The sequence below is a fragment of the Sphingopyxis sp. MC1 genome (assembly GCF_000371385.1).
GTDB classification, from domain to species: domain Bacteria; phylum Pseudomonadota; class Alphaproteobacteria; order Sphingomonadales; family Sphingomonadaceae; genus Sphingopyxis; species Sphingopyxis terrae.
Window position 1 is genome coordinate 37,844 of record NZ_AOUN01000001.1, and the last position, 16,037, is coordinate 53,880.

12 protein-coding genes are annotated in these 16,037 nt (G+C 65.1%); 10 read left to right on the forward strand and 2 right to left on the reverse strand.

What is annotated here, in order from left to right:
* Nucleotides 1–69 precede the first annotated feature (69 nt).
* On the forward strand, nucleotides 70–921 hold the full coding sequence (locus EBMC1_RS00200; RefSeq protein ID WP_003038711.1) for a LytTR family DNA-binding domain-containing protein: 852 nt from the start codon (nucleotides 70–72) through the stop codon (nucleotides 919–921).
* 105 nt (nucleotides 922–1,026) lie between these two features.
* Here the strand turns inward: EBMC1_RS00200 and EBMC1_RS00205 are convergent, their stop codons facing one another.
* Entirely contained in the window at nucleotides 1,027–2,544 is a 1,518-nt protein-coding gene (locus EBMC1_RS00205; protein WP_003038713.1) for an acyl-CoA carboxylase subunit beta, read from the reverse strand.
* A gap of 70 nt (nucleotides 2,545–2,614) precedes the next feature.
* Between EBMC1_RS00205 and EBMC1_RS00210 the strand changes: the two genes are divergently transcribed.
* The 4 genes from EBMC1_RS00210 to EBMC1_RS00225 all read left to right on the forward strand — a co-directional run bounded on the left by EBMC1_RS00210 (nucleotide 2,615) and on the right by EBMC1_RS00225 (nucleotide 6,650).
* On the forward strand, nucleotides 2,615–3,118 hold the full coding sequence (locus EBMC1_RS00210) for a thioredoxin family protein (protein ID WP_003038715.1): 504 nt from the start codon (nucleotides 2,615–2,617) through the stop codon (nucleotides 3,116–3,118).
* Complete coding sequence (locus EBMC1_RS00215; protein ID WP_003038717.1) at nucleotides 3,118–3,897, forward strand: SDR family NAD(P)-dependent oxidoreductase; 780 nt, start codon at nucleotides 3,118–3,120, stop codon at nucleotides 3,895–3,897. The genes EBMC1_RS00210 and EBMC1_RS00215 overlap by 1 nt, the downstream gene beginning before the upstream one ends.
* A gap of 115 nt (nucleotides 3,898–4,012) precedes the next feature.
* On the forward strand, nucleotides 4,013–5,617 hold the full coding sequence (locus EBMC1_RS00220; protein WP_003038720.1) for a S10 family peptidase: 1,605 nt from the start codon (nucleotides 4,013–4,015) through the stop codon (nucleotides 5,615–5,617).
* 127 nt (nucleotides 5,618–5,744) lie between these two features.
* Nucleotides 5,745–6,650, forward strand: a complete 906-nt coding sequence (locus EBMC1_RS00225; RefSeq protein WP_040589041.1) for a DMT family transporter — start codon at nucleotides 5,745–5,747, stop codon at nucleotides 6,648–6,650.
* Here the strand turns inward: EBMC1_RS00225 and EBMC1_RS00230 are convergent.
* Nucleotides 6,647–7,603 (reverse strand): L-threonylcarbamoyladenylate synthase, encoded by a 957-nt coding sequence (locus EBMC1_RS00230; protein WP_051066282.1) that lies wholly within the window; start codon nucleotides 7,601–7,603, stop codon nucleotides 6,647–6,649. The genes EBMC1_RS00225 and EBMC1_RS00230 overlap by 4 nt on opposite strands.
* Before the next feature lie 53 nt (nucleotides 7,604–7,656).
* Here EBMC1_RS00230 and EBMC1_RS00235 point away from each other — a divergent pair, with 53 nt between their 5' ends.
* The 5 genes from EBMC1_RS00235 (at nucleotide 7,657) to EBMC1_RS00255 (ending at nucleotide 15,923) form a co-directional block, all read left to right on the forward strand.
* Nucleotides 7,657–9,399, forward strand: a complete 1,743-nt coding sequence (locus tag EBMC1_RS00235; RefSeq protein ID WP_003038731.1) for an acyl-CoA dehydrogenase — start codon at nucleotides 7,657–7,659, stop codon at nucleotides 9,397–9,399.
* Between the two features lie 113 nt (nucleotides 9,400–9,512).
* Nucleotides 9,513–11,804 carry an EAL domain-containing protein gene (locus EBMC1_RS00240; RefSeq protein ID WP_003038733.1) on the forward strand — a complete coding sequence of 764 codons (2,292 nt, stop codon included), beginning with the start codon at nucleotides 9,513–9,515 and terminating at the stop codon, nucleotides 11,802–11,804.
* A gap of 668 nt (nucleotides 11,805–12,472) precedes the next feature.
* Complete coding sequence (locus tag EBMC1_RS00245) at nucleotides 12,473–14,428, forward strand: ribonucleoside-diphosphate reductase subunit alpha (RefSeq protein ID WP_003038736.1); 1,956 nt, start codon at nucleotides 12,473–12,475, stop codon at nucleotides 14,426–14,428.
* Nucleotides 14,429–14,440: 12 nt separating this feature from the next.
* On the forward strand, nucleotides 14,441–14,830 hold the full coding sequence (locus EBMC1_RS00250) for a hypothetical protein (protein WP_003038738.1): 390 nt from the start codon (nucleotides 14,441–14,443) through the stop codon (nucleotides 14,828–14,830).
* A gap of 31 nt (nucleotides 14,831–14,861) precedes the next feature.
* Nucleotides 14,862–15,923: a ribonucleotide-diphosphate reductase subunit beta gene (locus EBMC1_RS00255; protein ID WP_003038741.1), complete on the forward strand. Its 1,062-nt coding sequence runs from the start codon at nucleotides 14,862–14,864 to the stop codon at nucleotides 15,921–15,923.
* Nucleotides 15,924–16,037: the final 114 nt, after the last annotated feature.

Here is a 16,037-nt window from a genome sequence, read left to right on the forward strand (position 1 = left end):
GCCCGCCGCAGCCGCTAATCGGGATGGCGGCAGCCGGGCGACGGCGGCGGGACGAATTGCGGAGCCGATGTGACGGAGAAGGACGGGCGAGGGACGAGCGGCGGCGCGACCGGGACGAACGGTTTCGGCCCGCGCGCGCTGACCTTGCTCGCCTTCGGGGCGCTGCTCGCCTACGGACTCATCCGTATCACCTCGAACGTCTATTCCTATCTTGCCGACCGCCGCGCGGCGGGCGTCGATGTGACCGCGGCGACCGCATGGACTTACGAAAGCACCAGCCTGCTCGCCTGGGCGCTGATGATGATCGTCTGCTGGTTCAGCGTCCGCACCGTCCGCCCACCGCGCTTCGGCTGGCGCACGGCGGTCGCGATCCATGCCGCGCTCGCCTTTCCTGTGTCGCTCGCGCATATCGCGCTGATGGTCGGCTTTCGCATGCTCGCGTGGCGACTATCGGGTGGCACCTATCATTTCGAATCGCCCGACGGGACGCCGGTCTTTTATGAATTGCGCAAGGATCTGGCGACTTATGCCGAGCTGATCCTGCTCATGTTCCTGATGCAGTGGCTGATCGACCGTTACGCAATGCCGCCGGTCGCAATCGTCGCGCCGACGACGCTCGCGGTCGGCGACGGATCGGTCACGCACCACTTGCCGGTCGCCGAGATCGAGCATGTCACCGCAGCCGGCAATTATGTCGAGATCGCATGGCGCGGCCAGCGCCTGCTCCACCGCGCGACATTGAGCGCGATCGAAGCCGAACTGGCCCACGCGGGCTTCGTCCGCATCCACCGCGGACGCATCGTCCGAAAACAGGCGGTCCGGCGCGTCGTCACACACAAGAGCGGCGATTTCGAGGTCGAGATGGAAAGCGGCGAGATGCTCCGCGGCAGCCGGCGATTCCGGGAGAATCTGGAGGGCTAACGCAAACTCCCTGTGTCCTTCGTCATCCCGGACTTGATCCGGGATCCAGGCGACGTCGCGCAAATGGATCCCGGATCAAGTCCGGGATGACGATGATAGATATGCCTATTTCAGCACCCGCCACGCCAGCTCGGCGAACTCGCAAAGCAGCGGCCGCGTATCCCTGGGATCGATGATGTCCTCGACCCCGAATTTCTCGGCGGTGCGGAACGGCGAGCGGACGCGGTTGAGCCGTTCGCGGATCGCTTCCAGATGCGCCGCTGGATCCTCCGCCGCCTCGAGCTCGCTCTTGTACGCGACCTCGACCCCGCCCTCGATCGGCAGGCTGCCCCAGTCGCCCGAGGGCCACGCAAAGCGGTACTGGAAGCGCTCGGCGTTCGACATCGCGCTGCCCGCGATGCCATAGGCGCGCCGCACGACGACCGACGCCAGCGGCACGCTCGCGCGGTAGATTGCATTCATCGCCTGCACGCCATAGCGGATCGTCCCCGTCCGCTCGGCCTCGCCGCCGATCATGAAGCCCGGATTGTCGACCAGATGGACGATCGGCAGCCGGAACTGGTCGGCGAGCTTCACGAAGCGCTCGGCCTTCTCGCTCGTCTTGGCGTCCCACGATCCGCCCAGATAGGTGGGATCGCTCGCGAGCACCGCGACCGGATAACCGTCCAATCGCGCAAAGGCAGTAATCACCGCCCGCCCCCAACGCGCGCCCATTTCGAAGAAGCTGCCCTGGTCGAACACCGCCCCCGCGATGCGCCGCATCGAATAGACCTGCTTTGCCTCGCGCGGAACGACCGACAGCAGCGCCTCGTCGCGGCGGTCGACCGGATCGCTGCACGGCGTCCGCATCGCGCGCTCGTGGATCGACGACGGCAGGTAGGACAGGAACCAGCGCGCCCGCGCAAAGGCCTCGGCCTCCGACGCCACCTCGTCGTCGACGACGCCGTTGCGCGTATGCACGTCGACCCCGCCCAGCTCCTCCCGGTCGAGCGTGTCGCCGATCGCCGCGGCGACCGCCGGGCCGGCCGCGAACAGTTGCGACAGGCCGCGCACCATGATGCTGTAGTGGCTCGCGACGACGCGCGCCGCGCCCAGCCCCGCGGTCGGCCCGAGCGCCAGCGCGACGACGGGCACGGTATCGAGATTGGCGATGATCTGGTCCCAGCCGGGTACGTGCGGGATATAGGTATAGCCCATATCCTCCAGCGTCTTCACCGACCCGCCGCCGCCGGTGCCGTCGATCATGCGGATCAGCGGCAGGCGATATTCGTGCGCCATCGCTTCGCACTGGATGAACTTGCGGTGCAGCGCCGCATCGGCCGCGCCGCCGCGCACGGTGAAATCGTCGGCGCTGGCGACCACCGGCCGGCCATCGATATTGGCCCGCCCGAAGATGAAATTGGACGCGGCGAGGTCTTCGAGGGTGCCGTCGGGGCCATAAGCCCCCCGCCCCGCGATCTTGCCGATCTCGCGAAAGCTGCCCGGATCGACGATCGCCGCGAGCCGCGCGCGCGCGTCCATCTTGCCGCGGCTGTGCTGGCGCGCGACCTTCTCTTCGCCGCCCATCTTTTCGGCCATCGCGCGCCGCGCGGAAAGCTCGTCGACTTCCTTTTTCCAGCTCATGCCGATCAGGCTAGCTTACGTTGACGGAAACGTCATTCCGATTCTTCGCGCGCGCTGCTACCGTCGCGCGATGACCCGCCGCTTCGCCCTCGCGCTTGCCGCCGCGCTCGCTCTGACATCCCCTCTTTCCGCCGCAGCGGCGCCGCGCGCGATGCCCGGTGTTGCCGAACCCTACAAGACCGACGCTTTCGATCCCGACGACGATCCGATGGCCGCCATCGACGCCGCGCTCGCTGCCGCCAGAGCAGCGGGCAAGCACGTGCTGCTCGTCATGGGGACGGGCACCTGCCACGACAGCGCGTGGCTCGCCAATCTGATCGCGACAGATCGGTTCGCCCCGGTGCGGAGCCGCTATATCGTCGTGTTCGCCGATGTCGGCATGCCGCACGCCGGCCTCGTCCGGCATCCCGAGGTGCCGGCGCGCTTCCGCTTCAAGATCAAGGGCACCCCGACCGTCGCGATCCTCGACGGCGATGGCCGCGTGCTCAACCGCAAGGCGGCGCCCAGATGGCGCAACGCCGCGAGCCGCAGCGACGACGACATCTATAACGAACTTATGGGAGAGGAAAACTGATGGCGGATATGAACCTTGGCGGTCGCACCGCGCTCGTCACCGGGGCATCGCGCGGGATCGGACGCGGCATCGCGCTGGCGCTCGCCGGAGCAGGCGCCGACGTTGCGGTCAACTACACCCGCGACGCGGACGCCGCCGCCGAAACCGTCGCGGCGATCCAGGCGCTCGGCCGCCGGGCCAAGGCCTATCAGGCGTCGGTCACCGACGAGGCGGCGAGCGCCGCGATGGTCGCCGCGATCGAGGATGATTTCGGGCCGATGTCGATCCTCATCAACAATGCCGGCATCGCCAGCCGCGGCCGGACCGTCGCCGACACCGACGCCGCCGAGGTCGAAAAGCTCCTTGCCGTCCACGCGGTCGGCGCGCACCGGCTGAGCCGCCTCGCGCTGCCGCAGCTTCGCCAGCATGCACGCAGCGATGTGATCGTCATTTCCAGCGTCGCCACGCTGCAGCACAGCGCCAACAGCGCCCCCTACACCATGGCCAAGGTTGCGGGCGAAGCGCTCGCCCTCGCGCTTGCCAAGGAAGAACTTCGGAACGGCGTGCGCGTCAACATCGTCGCTCCGGGCCTGACGATCAGCGACATGGGCGAACGACTGGCGCAGGCGATCACGGGTAATCCCGACATTCACCATCTCGACGCCAAATTCCCCTTCGGCCGGGTGTCCGATCCCTCCGACGTCGCCGCGGCGGTGCTCTGGTTCGTCAGCGACGCCAACCCCTATTGCTCGGGTCAGAAACTCAACATCGACGGCGCGGGGCAGGCGACTTTCCGATAAAGCTCCCCGTCATTGCGAGGAACGCAGCGACGAAGCAATCTCCAGCCATCGACTGGTCCGGACGCTCGCTGGAGATTGCTTCGCTCCGCTCGCAATGACGCGAAAGAAGGGGAAAATGATGACCAAGCCGCTGCTTATCGCCACTCTCGCCTTCGCCCTCGCCGGCTGCGCCACCGCACAGTCGAAGGAGGTGCGGCCCGCGACCGAAAAGCCCGCCCCCGACGAACCGATGTTCACCCCCACCGAGGTCGAAAGCCGCGGTTCGGTGACGGTCGGCGGCGTCGCCATCCCCTACCGCGCCGTCGCGGGCACGCTGGTCGTCCACCCCAGGGGCTGGGACGACACCGTAGCCATCGAACGCAAGCGCGACAAGGATGCAGCCGCCGAGGTTCCGGCGTCCGAAGCCTCGATGTTCTACACCGCCTATTTCAAGGAGGGCGCGCCCGCCGAAGCGCGGCCGATCACCTTTCTGTTCAACGGCGGGCCCGGATCGCCGACCTTGTGGCTCCACATGGGCGCCTATGGGCCCCAACGCGTCGAAACCCCCGATCTTGCCCACGGCAGCGCACCCTATCGCACCGTTCCCAACGAGCACAGCCTGCTCGACGTCTCCGACCTCGTCTTTATCGACGCGCCCGGCACCGGTTTCAGCCGCGTCGCCGGCAAGGACAAGGACAAGGCATGGTTCGGCGTCGATCAGGACATTCACGCCTTCACCGTCTTCGTCCGCGATTTCCTGTCGAAATATGGTCGCTGGAAATCGCCCAAATATCTTTACGGCGAAAGCTATGGGACGATGCGCGCCGCGGGAATGACGTTGGCGCTGCAACGGCAGGACATCGACCTCAACGGCGTGATCCTGCTCTCGGACATTTTGAACTGGGATCTCATCCCCGACGATCCGCAGGTCAATCCGGGGGTCGACCTTCCCTATATCGTCTCGCTGCCGACCTATGCCGCGACCGCCTGGTATCACAAACGCGCGGGCGCGGGCCGCGAGCTCGCGCCCTTCCTGAAAGAGGTCGAGGCTTTTGCGACCGGAGACTATGCGCTCGCACTGCTGAAGGGCAGCGACCTGCCCGACGCCGACCGGCAGGCAATGGCGACCAGACTCCACGGATATACCGGCCTGTCGGTCGACTATCTGCTCAAGACCAATTTGCGCATCGAATATGGCGCGCTGCAAAAGGAACTGCTCGCCGACAAGGACGAAACCACCGGCACGCTCGACACCCGTTTCACCGGGGCGACGCTCGATCCGCTCAGCAAGACCGCATCCTACGATCCGCAGGGCAGCGCGATCGGCGCCGCCTACACCGCCGCGTTCAACGATTATGTCCGCGGCGCCCTGGGCTATGGCGCAGGCAAGCATTATGAAGGCGGGCTCGATGTCTATGGCAGCTGGGATTACAAGCATCAGCCGCCCGGCATCGGCCAGCCGCTGATCGCGCTCCCCAACGTCCTCCCCGACCTCGCGGTCGCGATGAAGCAGAATCCGAAGCTGAAGCTGCTGGTGACGGGCGGCTATTTCGACATTTCTACGCCCTATTTCGCCGGCCGCTACGAACTCGCGCACTTGCCCGTGCCCAAGCAATTGCAGGCGAACATCGCTTACAAATATTACCCCTCGGGCCACATGGTTTATGTGAACCCCGCGCTGCTTGGCGAGATGCACAGCGACGTAGCCGACTTCATCCGGCGAACGGACGGGATCGATTGATCTTCGGCCTCATTCCGCGTCGTCATTGCGAGCGAAGCGAAGCAATCCAGAGTTGGAATACGCCGCTCTGGATTGCTTCGCTTCGCTCGCAATGACGAATCCCGGCGATCAATATAAAGCCCTCCCCATGCGCCCCGATTCGCCCTCGCCCGTCATCCCCTTCCTCGTCGCCTGCGCAGGGATCGCGACCTTTTCGGCGATGGATGTGCTGATGAAGGGGCTGTCGATCGACATCGGCGCCTATAATGCCGTGCTCTGGCGCACCAGCGCCGGCACCCTGTTCAGCGGCCTCCTCTACCTCGCCTCGCGACCCGCCGCCTGGCCCGATGCCGCGACGATGAAGATCCACGCGGTGCGCGCGCTGTTCGTCGCGGGGATGGCCATCACCTTCTTCTGGGCGCTCGCGCGGTTGCCGATGGCCGAAGCGATCGCGCTCGCCTTCGTGGCGCCGCTGATGACGCTCTACATGGCGGCGATCTTTCTGGGGGAGAAGATCGGTCCGCGGTCGATCGCCGCCTCTATGCTCGGGCTGGTCGGCGTCGTGGTCATCGTCGCGGGCAAGCTCGGACAGGGGCAATATGAGGCGGAGGCGTTGCTCGCGGTCGGTGCGGTGTTCCTGTCGGCGATCTTCTACGCCTACAACCTCATCCTCGCGCGGCGGCAGGCCAAGATGGCCGAACCGATGGAAATCGCCTTCTACCAGAATCTGTTCGTCACCCTGTTCCTCGGCCTCGGCGCGCCGTGGTTCGCAGTGCCCCCCGGCAGCGCCCACGCGCCGCACATCGTCGGCGCCGCGATCCTCGCCACGATCTCGCTGCTGCTCCTGAGCTGGGCCTATGCCCGCGCCGAGGCGCAGATCCTCGCGACGACCGAATATACCGGCTTCCTCTGGGCGATGGTGTTCGGCTGGTATTTCTATGCCGAACCGGTGACGCTGCCGACCATCGCCGGCGCGCTGCTGATCGTCGCCGCCTGCCTGATCGTCGCGCGCAAGACCCCACAGCTCGATCCGATCGAGCCGGCGGCTGCCTAGACCGCCGCGCGCGCCAGCCGGTCGTTGATCGCCGCGCCCAGCCCTTCGGCGGGGATCGCCGCCACCCCAATGCGCGGCTTCGCGCTCGCCGCACCCGCGTGCAGCGCGTCGAACAGATGCGCCGCAGCCTCGGTCAGGTCGCCCGCCGCGCTCAGATTATAGTCGCCGGCCAGCGCGCCGAAGCCGATGCCATATTCGCCCGCCGCGAAGTCGTACGCGCCCAGCCGCACCGGCTTGCCCGGCGCATAATGGCTGGCGAGCATCCCCGGCGCAACGATCTCCGATCCCGCAACGCCCGTCACCGGCAGGCCGCTCGCCGCGCCCAGCATCGCGGCGGTCACCGGCCCCGGCCGCAGCACCTCGACCGCGCCGTCCGTCACCCGCGCGATCGTCGATTCGACCCCCGCCATCGTCGCGCCATCGTCGATCACCAGCGCGACCCGGCCGTCGAGGCTCGCGAGCACATGCTGCGCCTTGGTCGGGCTCACGCGGCCGCTCGCATTGGCGCTCGGCGCGGCGAGCGGCGCGCCAGTCGCGGCGAGCAATGCCTGCATCGCGCGGTGTCCCGGCACGCGCAAAGCAATGGTATCGAGCCCCGCCGTCGCGATACGCGCCACCGGACAATCCGCCGTGCGCGGCACCACCAGCGTCAGCGGCCCCGGCCAGAACGCCGCCGCGAGCGCCCGTTCCGCCGCGCCGAACACACCCAGCCGCTCGGCCGCCGCCAGGTCGGGGACATGGACGATCAGCGGGTTGAAATCGGGGCGCCCCTTCGCGGCATAGATGCGCGCGACGGCCTGCGGGTTACGCGCGTCGGCGGCAAGCCCATAAACCGTCTCGGTCGGCACCGCGACCGGCTGCCCCGCCGCGATCAGCTCTGCTGCGCGCGCGATGGCATCGGCCCCATAGGGCGCGACCTTTGTTGCCACACTCTCGTTTTGACGCTCGGCCATGCCGCGCTATAGCGCCGGGCGCAACGGAATCACCCCCAAAAGCGGGAAACCCCATGACCTATACGGCGCCGACCACCGAACAGCTCTTTGTCCTCCAGCATATCGCGCGCATCGATGCGATGGCGCAGCACGACCGCTTTGCGGCGGCGACCCCCGATATGGTCGAGGCGATCGTCACCGGAATCGGCGATTTCGCGGCCGAGGTTTATGCGCCGCTCAACCGCGTCGGCGACGTCCAGAACCCCATATGGCAGGACGGCAAGGTCACCATGCCCCCGGGCTTCAAGGAAGCCTATCAGCAGTTCGTCGAGGCCGGCTGGGGCAGCATCGACGGCCCCGCCGCCTATGGCGGACAGGATCTGCCCTTCACCCTCGCGACGGTGATCATCGAAGCGCTGGGCAGCGCCGACATGGGCTTCACCCTCTGCAACATCCTGACCCCCGGCGCGATCCACGCGCTGATGGCCTATGGCACCGAGGAACAGCGCCAGACCTGGCTGCCCAAGCTCGTCACCGGCGAATGGAACGGGACGATGAACCTGACCGAGCCCGCCGCGGGCAGCGATGTCGGCGCGCTGCGCTCGACCGCCGAAAAGGTCACCGAAGGCCCGAACGCGGGTCTCTACAAGATCAAGGGCCAGAAAATCTTCATCACCTTCGGCGAGCATGATCTCACCGATAATATCGTCCACCTCGTCCTCGCCCGCACCCCCGGCGCACCCGAGGGAACGCGTGGCATCTCGCTCTTCCTCGTCCCCAAATACCGCCTCGACGCGGACGGCAATCCCGCCATCTCGAATGGCGTCCATTGCGCCTCGATCGAGCACAAGCTCGGCATCCATGGGTCACCCACCGCGGTGATGGTCTATGGCGAGGGTGAGGATTGCCTGGGCGAGATCGTCGGCGACGAGATGGGCGGTATGAAGGCGATGTTCGTGATGATGAACAACGCGCGCCTGATGGTCGGTTGCCAGGGCGTCCAGATCGCCGAGCGCGCGACGCAACAAGCGCAGCGCTACGCCGCCGAGCGAGTCCAGTCGTCGCTCGCGGGCAGCGCCGACCGCACCCCCGTCACGATCGAGCACCACCCCGACGTCAAGCGCATGCTGTGGCGGATGCGCGCCCAGACCGAGGCGGCGCGCGCGCTGATCTATTATGCGTCGGCACAGACCGATTTCGGCAAGCTCGGCGACGAAGCCGCCGCGCTGCGCGCCGAAGTCCTCATTCCCCTGGCAAAGGCGCACGCGACCGACATCGGCTGCGAGGTCGCCAGCCTCGGCGTGCAGGTGCACGGCGGCATGGGCTTCATCGAGGAAACCGGCGCCGCGCAGCATTATCGCGACGCGCGCATCGCGCCGATCTATGAAGGCACCAACGGCATCCAGGCCGCCGACCTCGTCGGGCGCAAGCTCGGGATGGCGGGCGGCGAAGGCGTGCGCAGCCTGCTCGCCGACATCACGCACGGCGCCGCCGGCCATCCCGAACTCGCCAATCTCGCCGCGGCCTGCACCGCGGTCACCGACTGGCTCGAACAGGCGAACGCGCCCGACCGGCTCGCGGGCAGCTATCCCTATCTGACCATGCTCGCGACCGCGACCTGCGGCTGGTTGATGGCGGTCGAGCAGCAGGGCGCGCGCGCCGCGCTCGACGCCGGCGAGGGCGATACCGCCTTCCTCGAAGCGAAAATCGCCGCGACGCGCTTCTATCTCCAACAGATCGTCCCCGCGGCAACCGGCCTCGCGCCCTCGGCGCTCGCCGGCGACGCCGCGCTGGAGCCGCTGCCGCGCCTGGGCTGACGCCGGAAAAGCCGCGCCGCGCACCGCGATCGGGCCGCGCGGTTTCGCGGCATGATTAACGCGATGCTAACCAGGTTCAGTTAACGCCAGCGGGTCATTTTGGAGACCCGTGCGTGCCAGTTAAGGTCAAGAGCCTTTTCATCAGTTGGCGAACGATCGCGCTGGCGCTGCTGCTCAGCGTGGCCGCGGGCCTGTCGTCGATCGCCGAACCGATCGATCGCATTATCGAAAGTGCGGTAGGCCGCGTCGCCTGGCGCCCGGTATCGGGGGACATCGTCATCGTCGCGCTCGACGACAAGACGCTTGAGCGCATGGGAAAGAACGATTTTTCGATGGCCCAACATGCGCGCGTCGTCGATGGGGTCAATCGCGCCGGTGCGAAGCGGCTCTTCGTCGATTTCCTTTTCGATCGCCGCGGCGCGGATCGCGATTTTCCGAAAATGACCGCGGCGATCCGCCGAATGGGATCGCGAGCGGTACTCGCGGTCGAAGCCAAGTCGGCCGATCTCGGCGACTCACAGCTCACCCGCTTTCCAAGCCCCGCGTTCGGGACGGCGGCGCAACTCGCCTGCATCGGCTGGGAATATGAATTCTGGCAAGTCTGGCGCTTGCCGACGGCGCTGAACGTCAACGGTCGTGACATTCCGACCTTTTCCTCGCTGCTCGCGAATGTTCGCAATCCCAAGGTCGGCACCTATGCCCTTGATCTGTCGTACAACACCGACACAATCAGGACATATAGCGCAATCGACGTCATTTCCGGACAAGTCGGCGCCCGCGAGCTCGCGGGCAAGGACGTCATCTTCGCCGCAACCGCAACCGCGTATCAGGATACCCACTATCTCCCCGGCCACGACAAGATACCCGGCGCCTTTATCCATCTGATCGGCGGCGAGACGCTGAAGCGCGGCCAGCCGATTGATATCGGCTGGATACCCGCGCTCGCGCTGACCGCCGCCGCGTTGATCGGTGCGCTTGCGTTCCGGCGCACCCGTCACTTCAACTGGATCGCCGTTGCCACCGGACTCGGCCTGATCGTTGTCAAAGTCGCGCTCATGCCGATGCTCGTTACCGTGTCGATCGGCGCCAGCCTGTTCCTGATTGCCACGATCAGCACCAACGTCGCCCGCACCAGCCGCCGCAAATCGGCGCAGCATGAAAATCCCGTTTCGGGCTTGCCCAATTTCGAGGCGCTGCGGACACAGGCATCCTATGGCAGTGCGACCATCATTGCGGCCAAAGTCGTCAATTTCGAAGACCTTGCGGCCTTCATCCCGGGCGAAGGGCTGAGCAAGCTCGTCGAGCAGGTCACCCGCCGGCTTCAGCTCGCGTCGCAGGGCACGACCCTCTATCACGATCTCGACGGCACCTTCGCATGGCTGGTTCCCTATTATCAGCACAGCCAGATCGAAACGCAGCTCATGGGGCTCGCGGCGCTGTTCAACGCGCCGCTGACGATCGACGAGTTGAAGGTCGACGTGTCGATGGCTTTCGGGGTCAATGACGAGTTCGAAGGCTCGAACGCGCAGCGGCTCGCCGCCGCGCTGGTCGCCGCCGAAAAATCGATCCGCAGCCGCGTGCTGTGGACCAAATATACGCCGCAGCAAAAGGACGATGCCGGCTGGCAGCTCAGCTTCCACTCGCAGCTCGAGGATGCGCTGAATGCAGGCGACATCTGGGTCGCCTTCCAGCCGCAATACCGGATCGCGACGCGGCAGCTCGTCGGCGTCGAGGCGCTCGTGCGCTGGACGCATCCGACGCGCGGGCCGATCTCGCCCGACGAATTCATCGTTCAGGCCGAAAAGAGCCAGGACATCTATCGCCTGACCCTGTTCGTCATGGACCAGGCGATCCGTTCGGCGGCGCAGTTGCAGAAACTCGGCACTGAAATTCACATGTCGGTTAATCTCTCGGCGACCCTGCTCGATCACAAGGATCTCGTCTCGACGATCCGCGTCATGCTCAGCGCGCATCATCTGCCGCCCGAACGGCTGACCATCGAAATCACCGAAACCGCACAGATCGAAAACAGCCTCCAGGCCCGTCAGACGCTCGCGCAGATCCGCCGCGCCGGCATGCGCCTGTCGATCGACGACTATGGTACGGGGCAGTCAAACCTCGAATATCTGACCGAAATCGAGGCTGACGAAATCAAGATCGACAAGCGATTCGTGATGACCATGCGCGATTCGCAGCGCAACCTCGAAGTGGTTAAATCGACCATCGATCTCGCCCACCGTCTGGGCGCCACCGCAGTCGCCGAAGGCATCGAAGATGCGCAGACGATGGCGCTCCTCGACCAGCTTGGCTGCGATATCGGCCAGGGCTATCTGCTTGGCAAACCACAGCTAATTGGCGACCTGCTCGCCAGCCTCTCCCCCCCCTCCGACAGCCGCCGCGCCTAAGCTGCCAGATTGGCAGGGAATTTATAGTTAAGACTCGATTTACCATGTCGATTAAGGTATACGCCCCGTTAACTGTTCTTCGTGGGCAGTACCGACAGGAGATCTGACATGGGTTGGTTTTGGCGTTTCCTGGGCGGCGGCGGCACCGGTAACGGTGGTGCGCAGGCCTGACCCGCACTAGGAATTTAAAGATTGGGCCTCGGCATTGCCGGGGCCTTTTCTTTTGGGGCCAAGCCCTCCGTCCAACGCACCCTGATATCTTATGCCGCCGCTCCGATTTTTTGCGGCAGCGATGCTCTTTCGCCACATATGGCCAAACCCCGCGGAAACGCTGGCGATCGTCCTTTGAGGCGTGCTTTTCCATCGACGAGTTGAATCAAATCAGCGACGAACCGAGTCCCTAATCTGTCATTTACTCTCTTGCATCGTCGCGCCGACGTGGCACTATAGATGGTGGGTAGACCACGGGGGCACCCCAAGAATTAGTATGCGGCCGAAAATGGCGGATTTCCGCGCTCCATCCCATATGGGGGCGGGAAACAGCTTTTTGCGTCCGAAAATAAGTGCCACCCGGCGGTCGAATGGTGCTAGGCTGGGGCTTCGCCCTGAGTCGAACAAGACGGGAACAGACTGCGCCGCTGCGCGGTCGGAAAACGGGGCATTGAAACATGGATTTTCGCGAGACCGAACGGGTGGAGACAGGCGACGTGGCGACGGTGGAACTGACGAAGAATGACGCTCCGGCAGAGCCCGAATCGGGTGCCGAATCAAAGGCTGCGGCACCCGCCGCAAAGCTCAACGAATCGTCGGAGCCCAAGGTGCATGCGCGCCGGTTCGAGGTCGTCACCGATTCGTCGCGCGATTCGCTGCTGACCGACTTCGGCAAGGAAACCTTGCAGGACCGCTATCTGCTCCCCGGCGAATCCTATCAGGATCTCTTCGCCCGCGTCGCCTCGGCCTATGCCGACGATGCAGACCATGCGCAGCGCCTCTACGACTATATCTCGAAGCTGTGGTTCATGCCCGCCACCCCCGTTCTCTCGAACGGCGGCACCGGCCGCGGCCTGCCGATCAGCTGCTACCTCAATTCGGTCGACGACAGCCTCGAAGGGATCGTCGGCACCTGGAACGAGAATGTCTGGCTCGCTTCGCGCGGCGGCGGCATCGGCACCTATTGGGGCGCGGTGCGCGGCATCGGCGAACCCGTGGGCCTCAACGGCAAGACCAGCGGTATCATCCCCTTCGTTCGCGTGATGGACTCGCTCACCCTCGCCATCTCGCAGGGCAGCCTCCGCCGCGGCTCGGCCGCCTGCTATCTCGACATCTCGCACCCCGAGATCGAGGAGTTCCTCGAGGTCCGCAAGCCGTCGGGCGACTTCAACCGCAAGGCGCTGAACCTCCACCACGGCGTCCTCATTACCGACGAATTCATGGAAGCGGTGCGCGACGGCAAGGAATTCAACCTCCGCTCGCCCAAGGACCAGAGCGTCCGCGGCACCGTCGACGCGCGCTCGCTGTTCCAGAAGCTCGTCGAGACGCGCCTCGCGACGGGCGAGCCCTACATCATCTTCATCGACCAGGTGAACCGCATGATGCCCAAGCATCATCGCGACCTTGGCCTCAAGGTGTCGACCTCGAACCTCTGCTCGGAAATCACGCTGCCCACCGGCCGCGACCATCTCGGCAACGATCGCACCGCGGTCTGCTGCCTCTCGTCCTTGAACCTCGAAACCTGGGACGAGTGGAACGGCGACAAGCGTTTCATCGAAGATGTGATGCGCATGCTCGACAATGTCCTCCAAGACTATATCGACCGCGCCCCGCCCGAAATGGCGCGCGCCAAATATAGCGCCAGCCGCGAACGCTCGGTCGGGCTCGGCGTCATGGGCTTCCACAGCTTCCTCCAGGCGCGCGGCCTGCCGTTCGAGGGCGCGATGGCGAAGTCGTCGAACCTGCGCATCTTCAAGCATATCCGCGCGCAGGTCGATCAGGCGTCGATGCTGCTCGCCAACGAGCGCGGCCCCTGCCCCGACGCCGCCGATCAGGGGGTGATGGAGCGTTTTTCGTGCAAGATGGCGATCGCACCGACCGCGTCGATCAGCATCATCTGCGGCGGCACCAGCGCGTGCATCGAGCCGATCCCGGCGAACATCTATACGCACAAGACGCTCTCGGGCAGCTTCTCGATCCGCAACCCGCACTTGGAAGCGCTGCTCGTCGACAAGGCGAAGAACAGCGACAATATCTGGAACTCGATCCTCGAACGCGGCGGCAGCGTCCAGCACCTCGACTTCCTGACGCAGGACGAGAAGGACTGTTTCAAGACCAGCTTCGAGATCGACCAGCGCTGGCTGCTCGAACTCGCCGCCGACCGCACGCCCTATATCGATCAGGCGGCGTCGCTGAACCTGTTCATCCCGGCGGACGTCGAGAAATGGGATCTGCTCATGCTCCACTACCGCGCGTGGGAACTCGGCATCAAATCGCTCTACTATCTCCGCTCGAAATCGGTGCAGCGCGCCGGCTTCGCGGGCGGGGTCGAGGCCGACAACACGCCCGAGGCGGCGAAGTTCGAGCTTTCAGCCGAGAGCACCGATTATGACGAGTGTCTGGCCTGCCAATAAGGATCTGACCCCATGAACAAGAATGCGGGTTGTACCCTCGCGGCGGTCGGAGCAGCGATCATTCTACTGCTCGTCGTCCTGATCGGCTATCCGCAGTATCGCGTCTATTCGCAACGCCTGGCGGGCGAGGCGGCGCTGGCCGAGGCGCAATCCTCGCGCCAAGTCGCAATACTTGAAGCTCGCGCAAAAAAAGAAAGCGCCATCTCGCTTGCCGATGCTGAGGTTATTCGTGCCAAGGGCGCTGCTCAGGCTAACGCTATCTTGCAGGACAGCCTTGGTGGCCCCGAGGGGTATTTGCGCTATCTTCAAATTCAGGCGCTCGAAGGGACCAAGGCCAGCCTGATCTATGTTCCGACCGAGGCGGGTTTGCCCGTCACCGAGTCACGTCGTCTTGACCAATAATCACACGCAATTCTGATCCGAGGAAACGCCGATGCCATTGCTCGAAGCCCGCAAGACCTACAAGCCCTTCGAATATCCCTGGGCCTATGATTTCTGGAAGCGCCAGCAGCAGATCCACTGGATGCCCGAGGAAGTGCCGCTGGGCGAGGATTGCCGCGACTGGGCGCAGAAGATCAGCGACCATGAGCGCAATCTGCTCACCCAGATATTCCGCTTCTTCACCCAGGCCGATGTCGAGGTGCAGGATTGCTACCACGACAAATATGGCCGCGTGTTCAAGCCGACCGAGGTCAAGATGATGCTGACCGCGTTCAGCAACATGGAAACGGTCCACATCGCCGCTTATTCGCACCTGCTCGACACGATCGGCATGCCCGAAAGCGAATATGGCATGTTCCTCGAATATGACGAGATGCGCGCCAAGCACGACTATCTCGGCACCTTCGGCGTCGACAGCGACGAGGATATCGCGCGCACGCTCGCGATGTTCGGCGGCTTTACCGAGGGGCTGCAGCTTTTCGCCAGCTTCGCGATGCTGATGAACTTCCCGCGCTTCAACAAGATGAAGGGCATGGGCCAGATCGTCAGCTGGTCGGTGCGCGACGAAAGCCTGCACTGCGAAGGCATCACGCGCCTGTTCCACGCCTTCGTCAAGGAACGCGACTGCCTGACCAAAAGCGTCCGCGAAGACATCATCGACTGCTGCCAGAAGACCGTGCGGCTCGAGGATGCGTTCATCGACCTCGCCTTCGAACAGGGCCCGGTCCCCGGCATGACGCCCAAGGAGATCAAGCGCTACATCCGCTACATCGCCGACTGGCGCCTGGGACAGCTCGGTTTCCAGCCGATCTACATGATCGACGAACACCCGCTGCCCTGGCTCGCCCCGCTGCTGAACGGCGTCGAGCACGCCAATTTCTTCGAAACGCGCGCCACCGAATATTCGAAGGCCGCGACGCGCGGCGACTGGAACACCGTGTGGACCAGCTTCGACAGCCGCAAGAAGGCCAAGGCGAACGACGACCCCGCCGCCGCGAGCAGCGACGATGGCGGCGACGACATGTTCAAACAGGCCGGCATCGCCGCCGAATAACCAACAACCCCCTCCCCTTCAGAGCCTGCCCCGGCGCAGGCCGGGGGAAGGGGCAGCAAAGCCTGCCGGCTTGCTGGCTTGGCGAAGCGGGGTGGGCCAAACGGCCCGAACCGA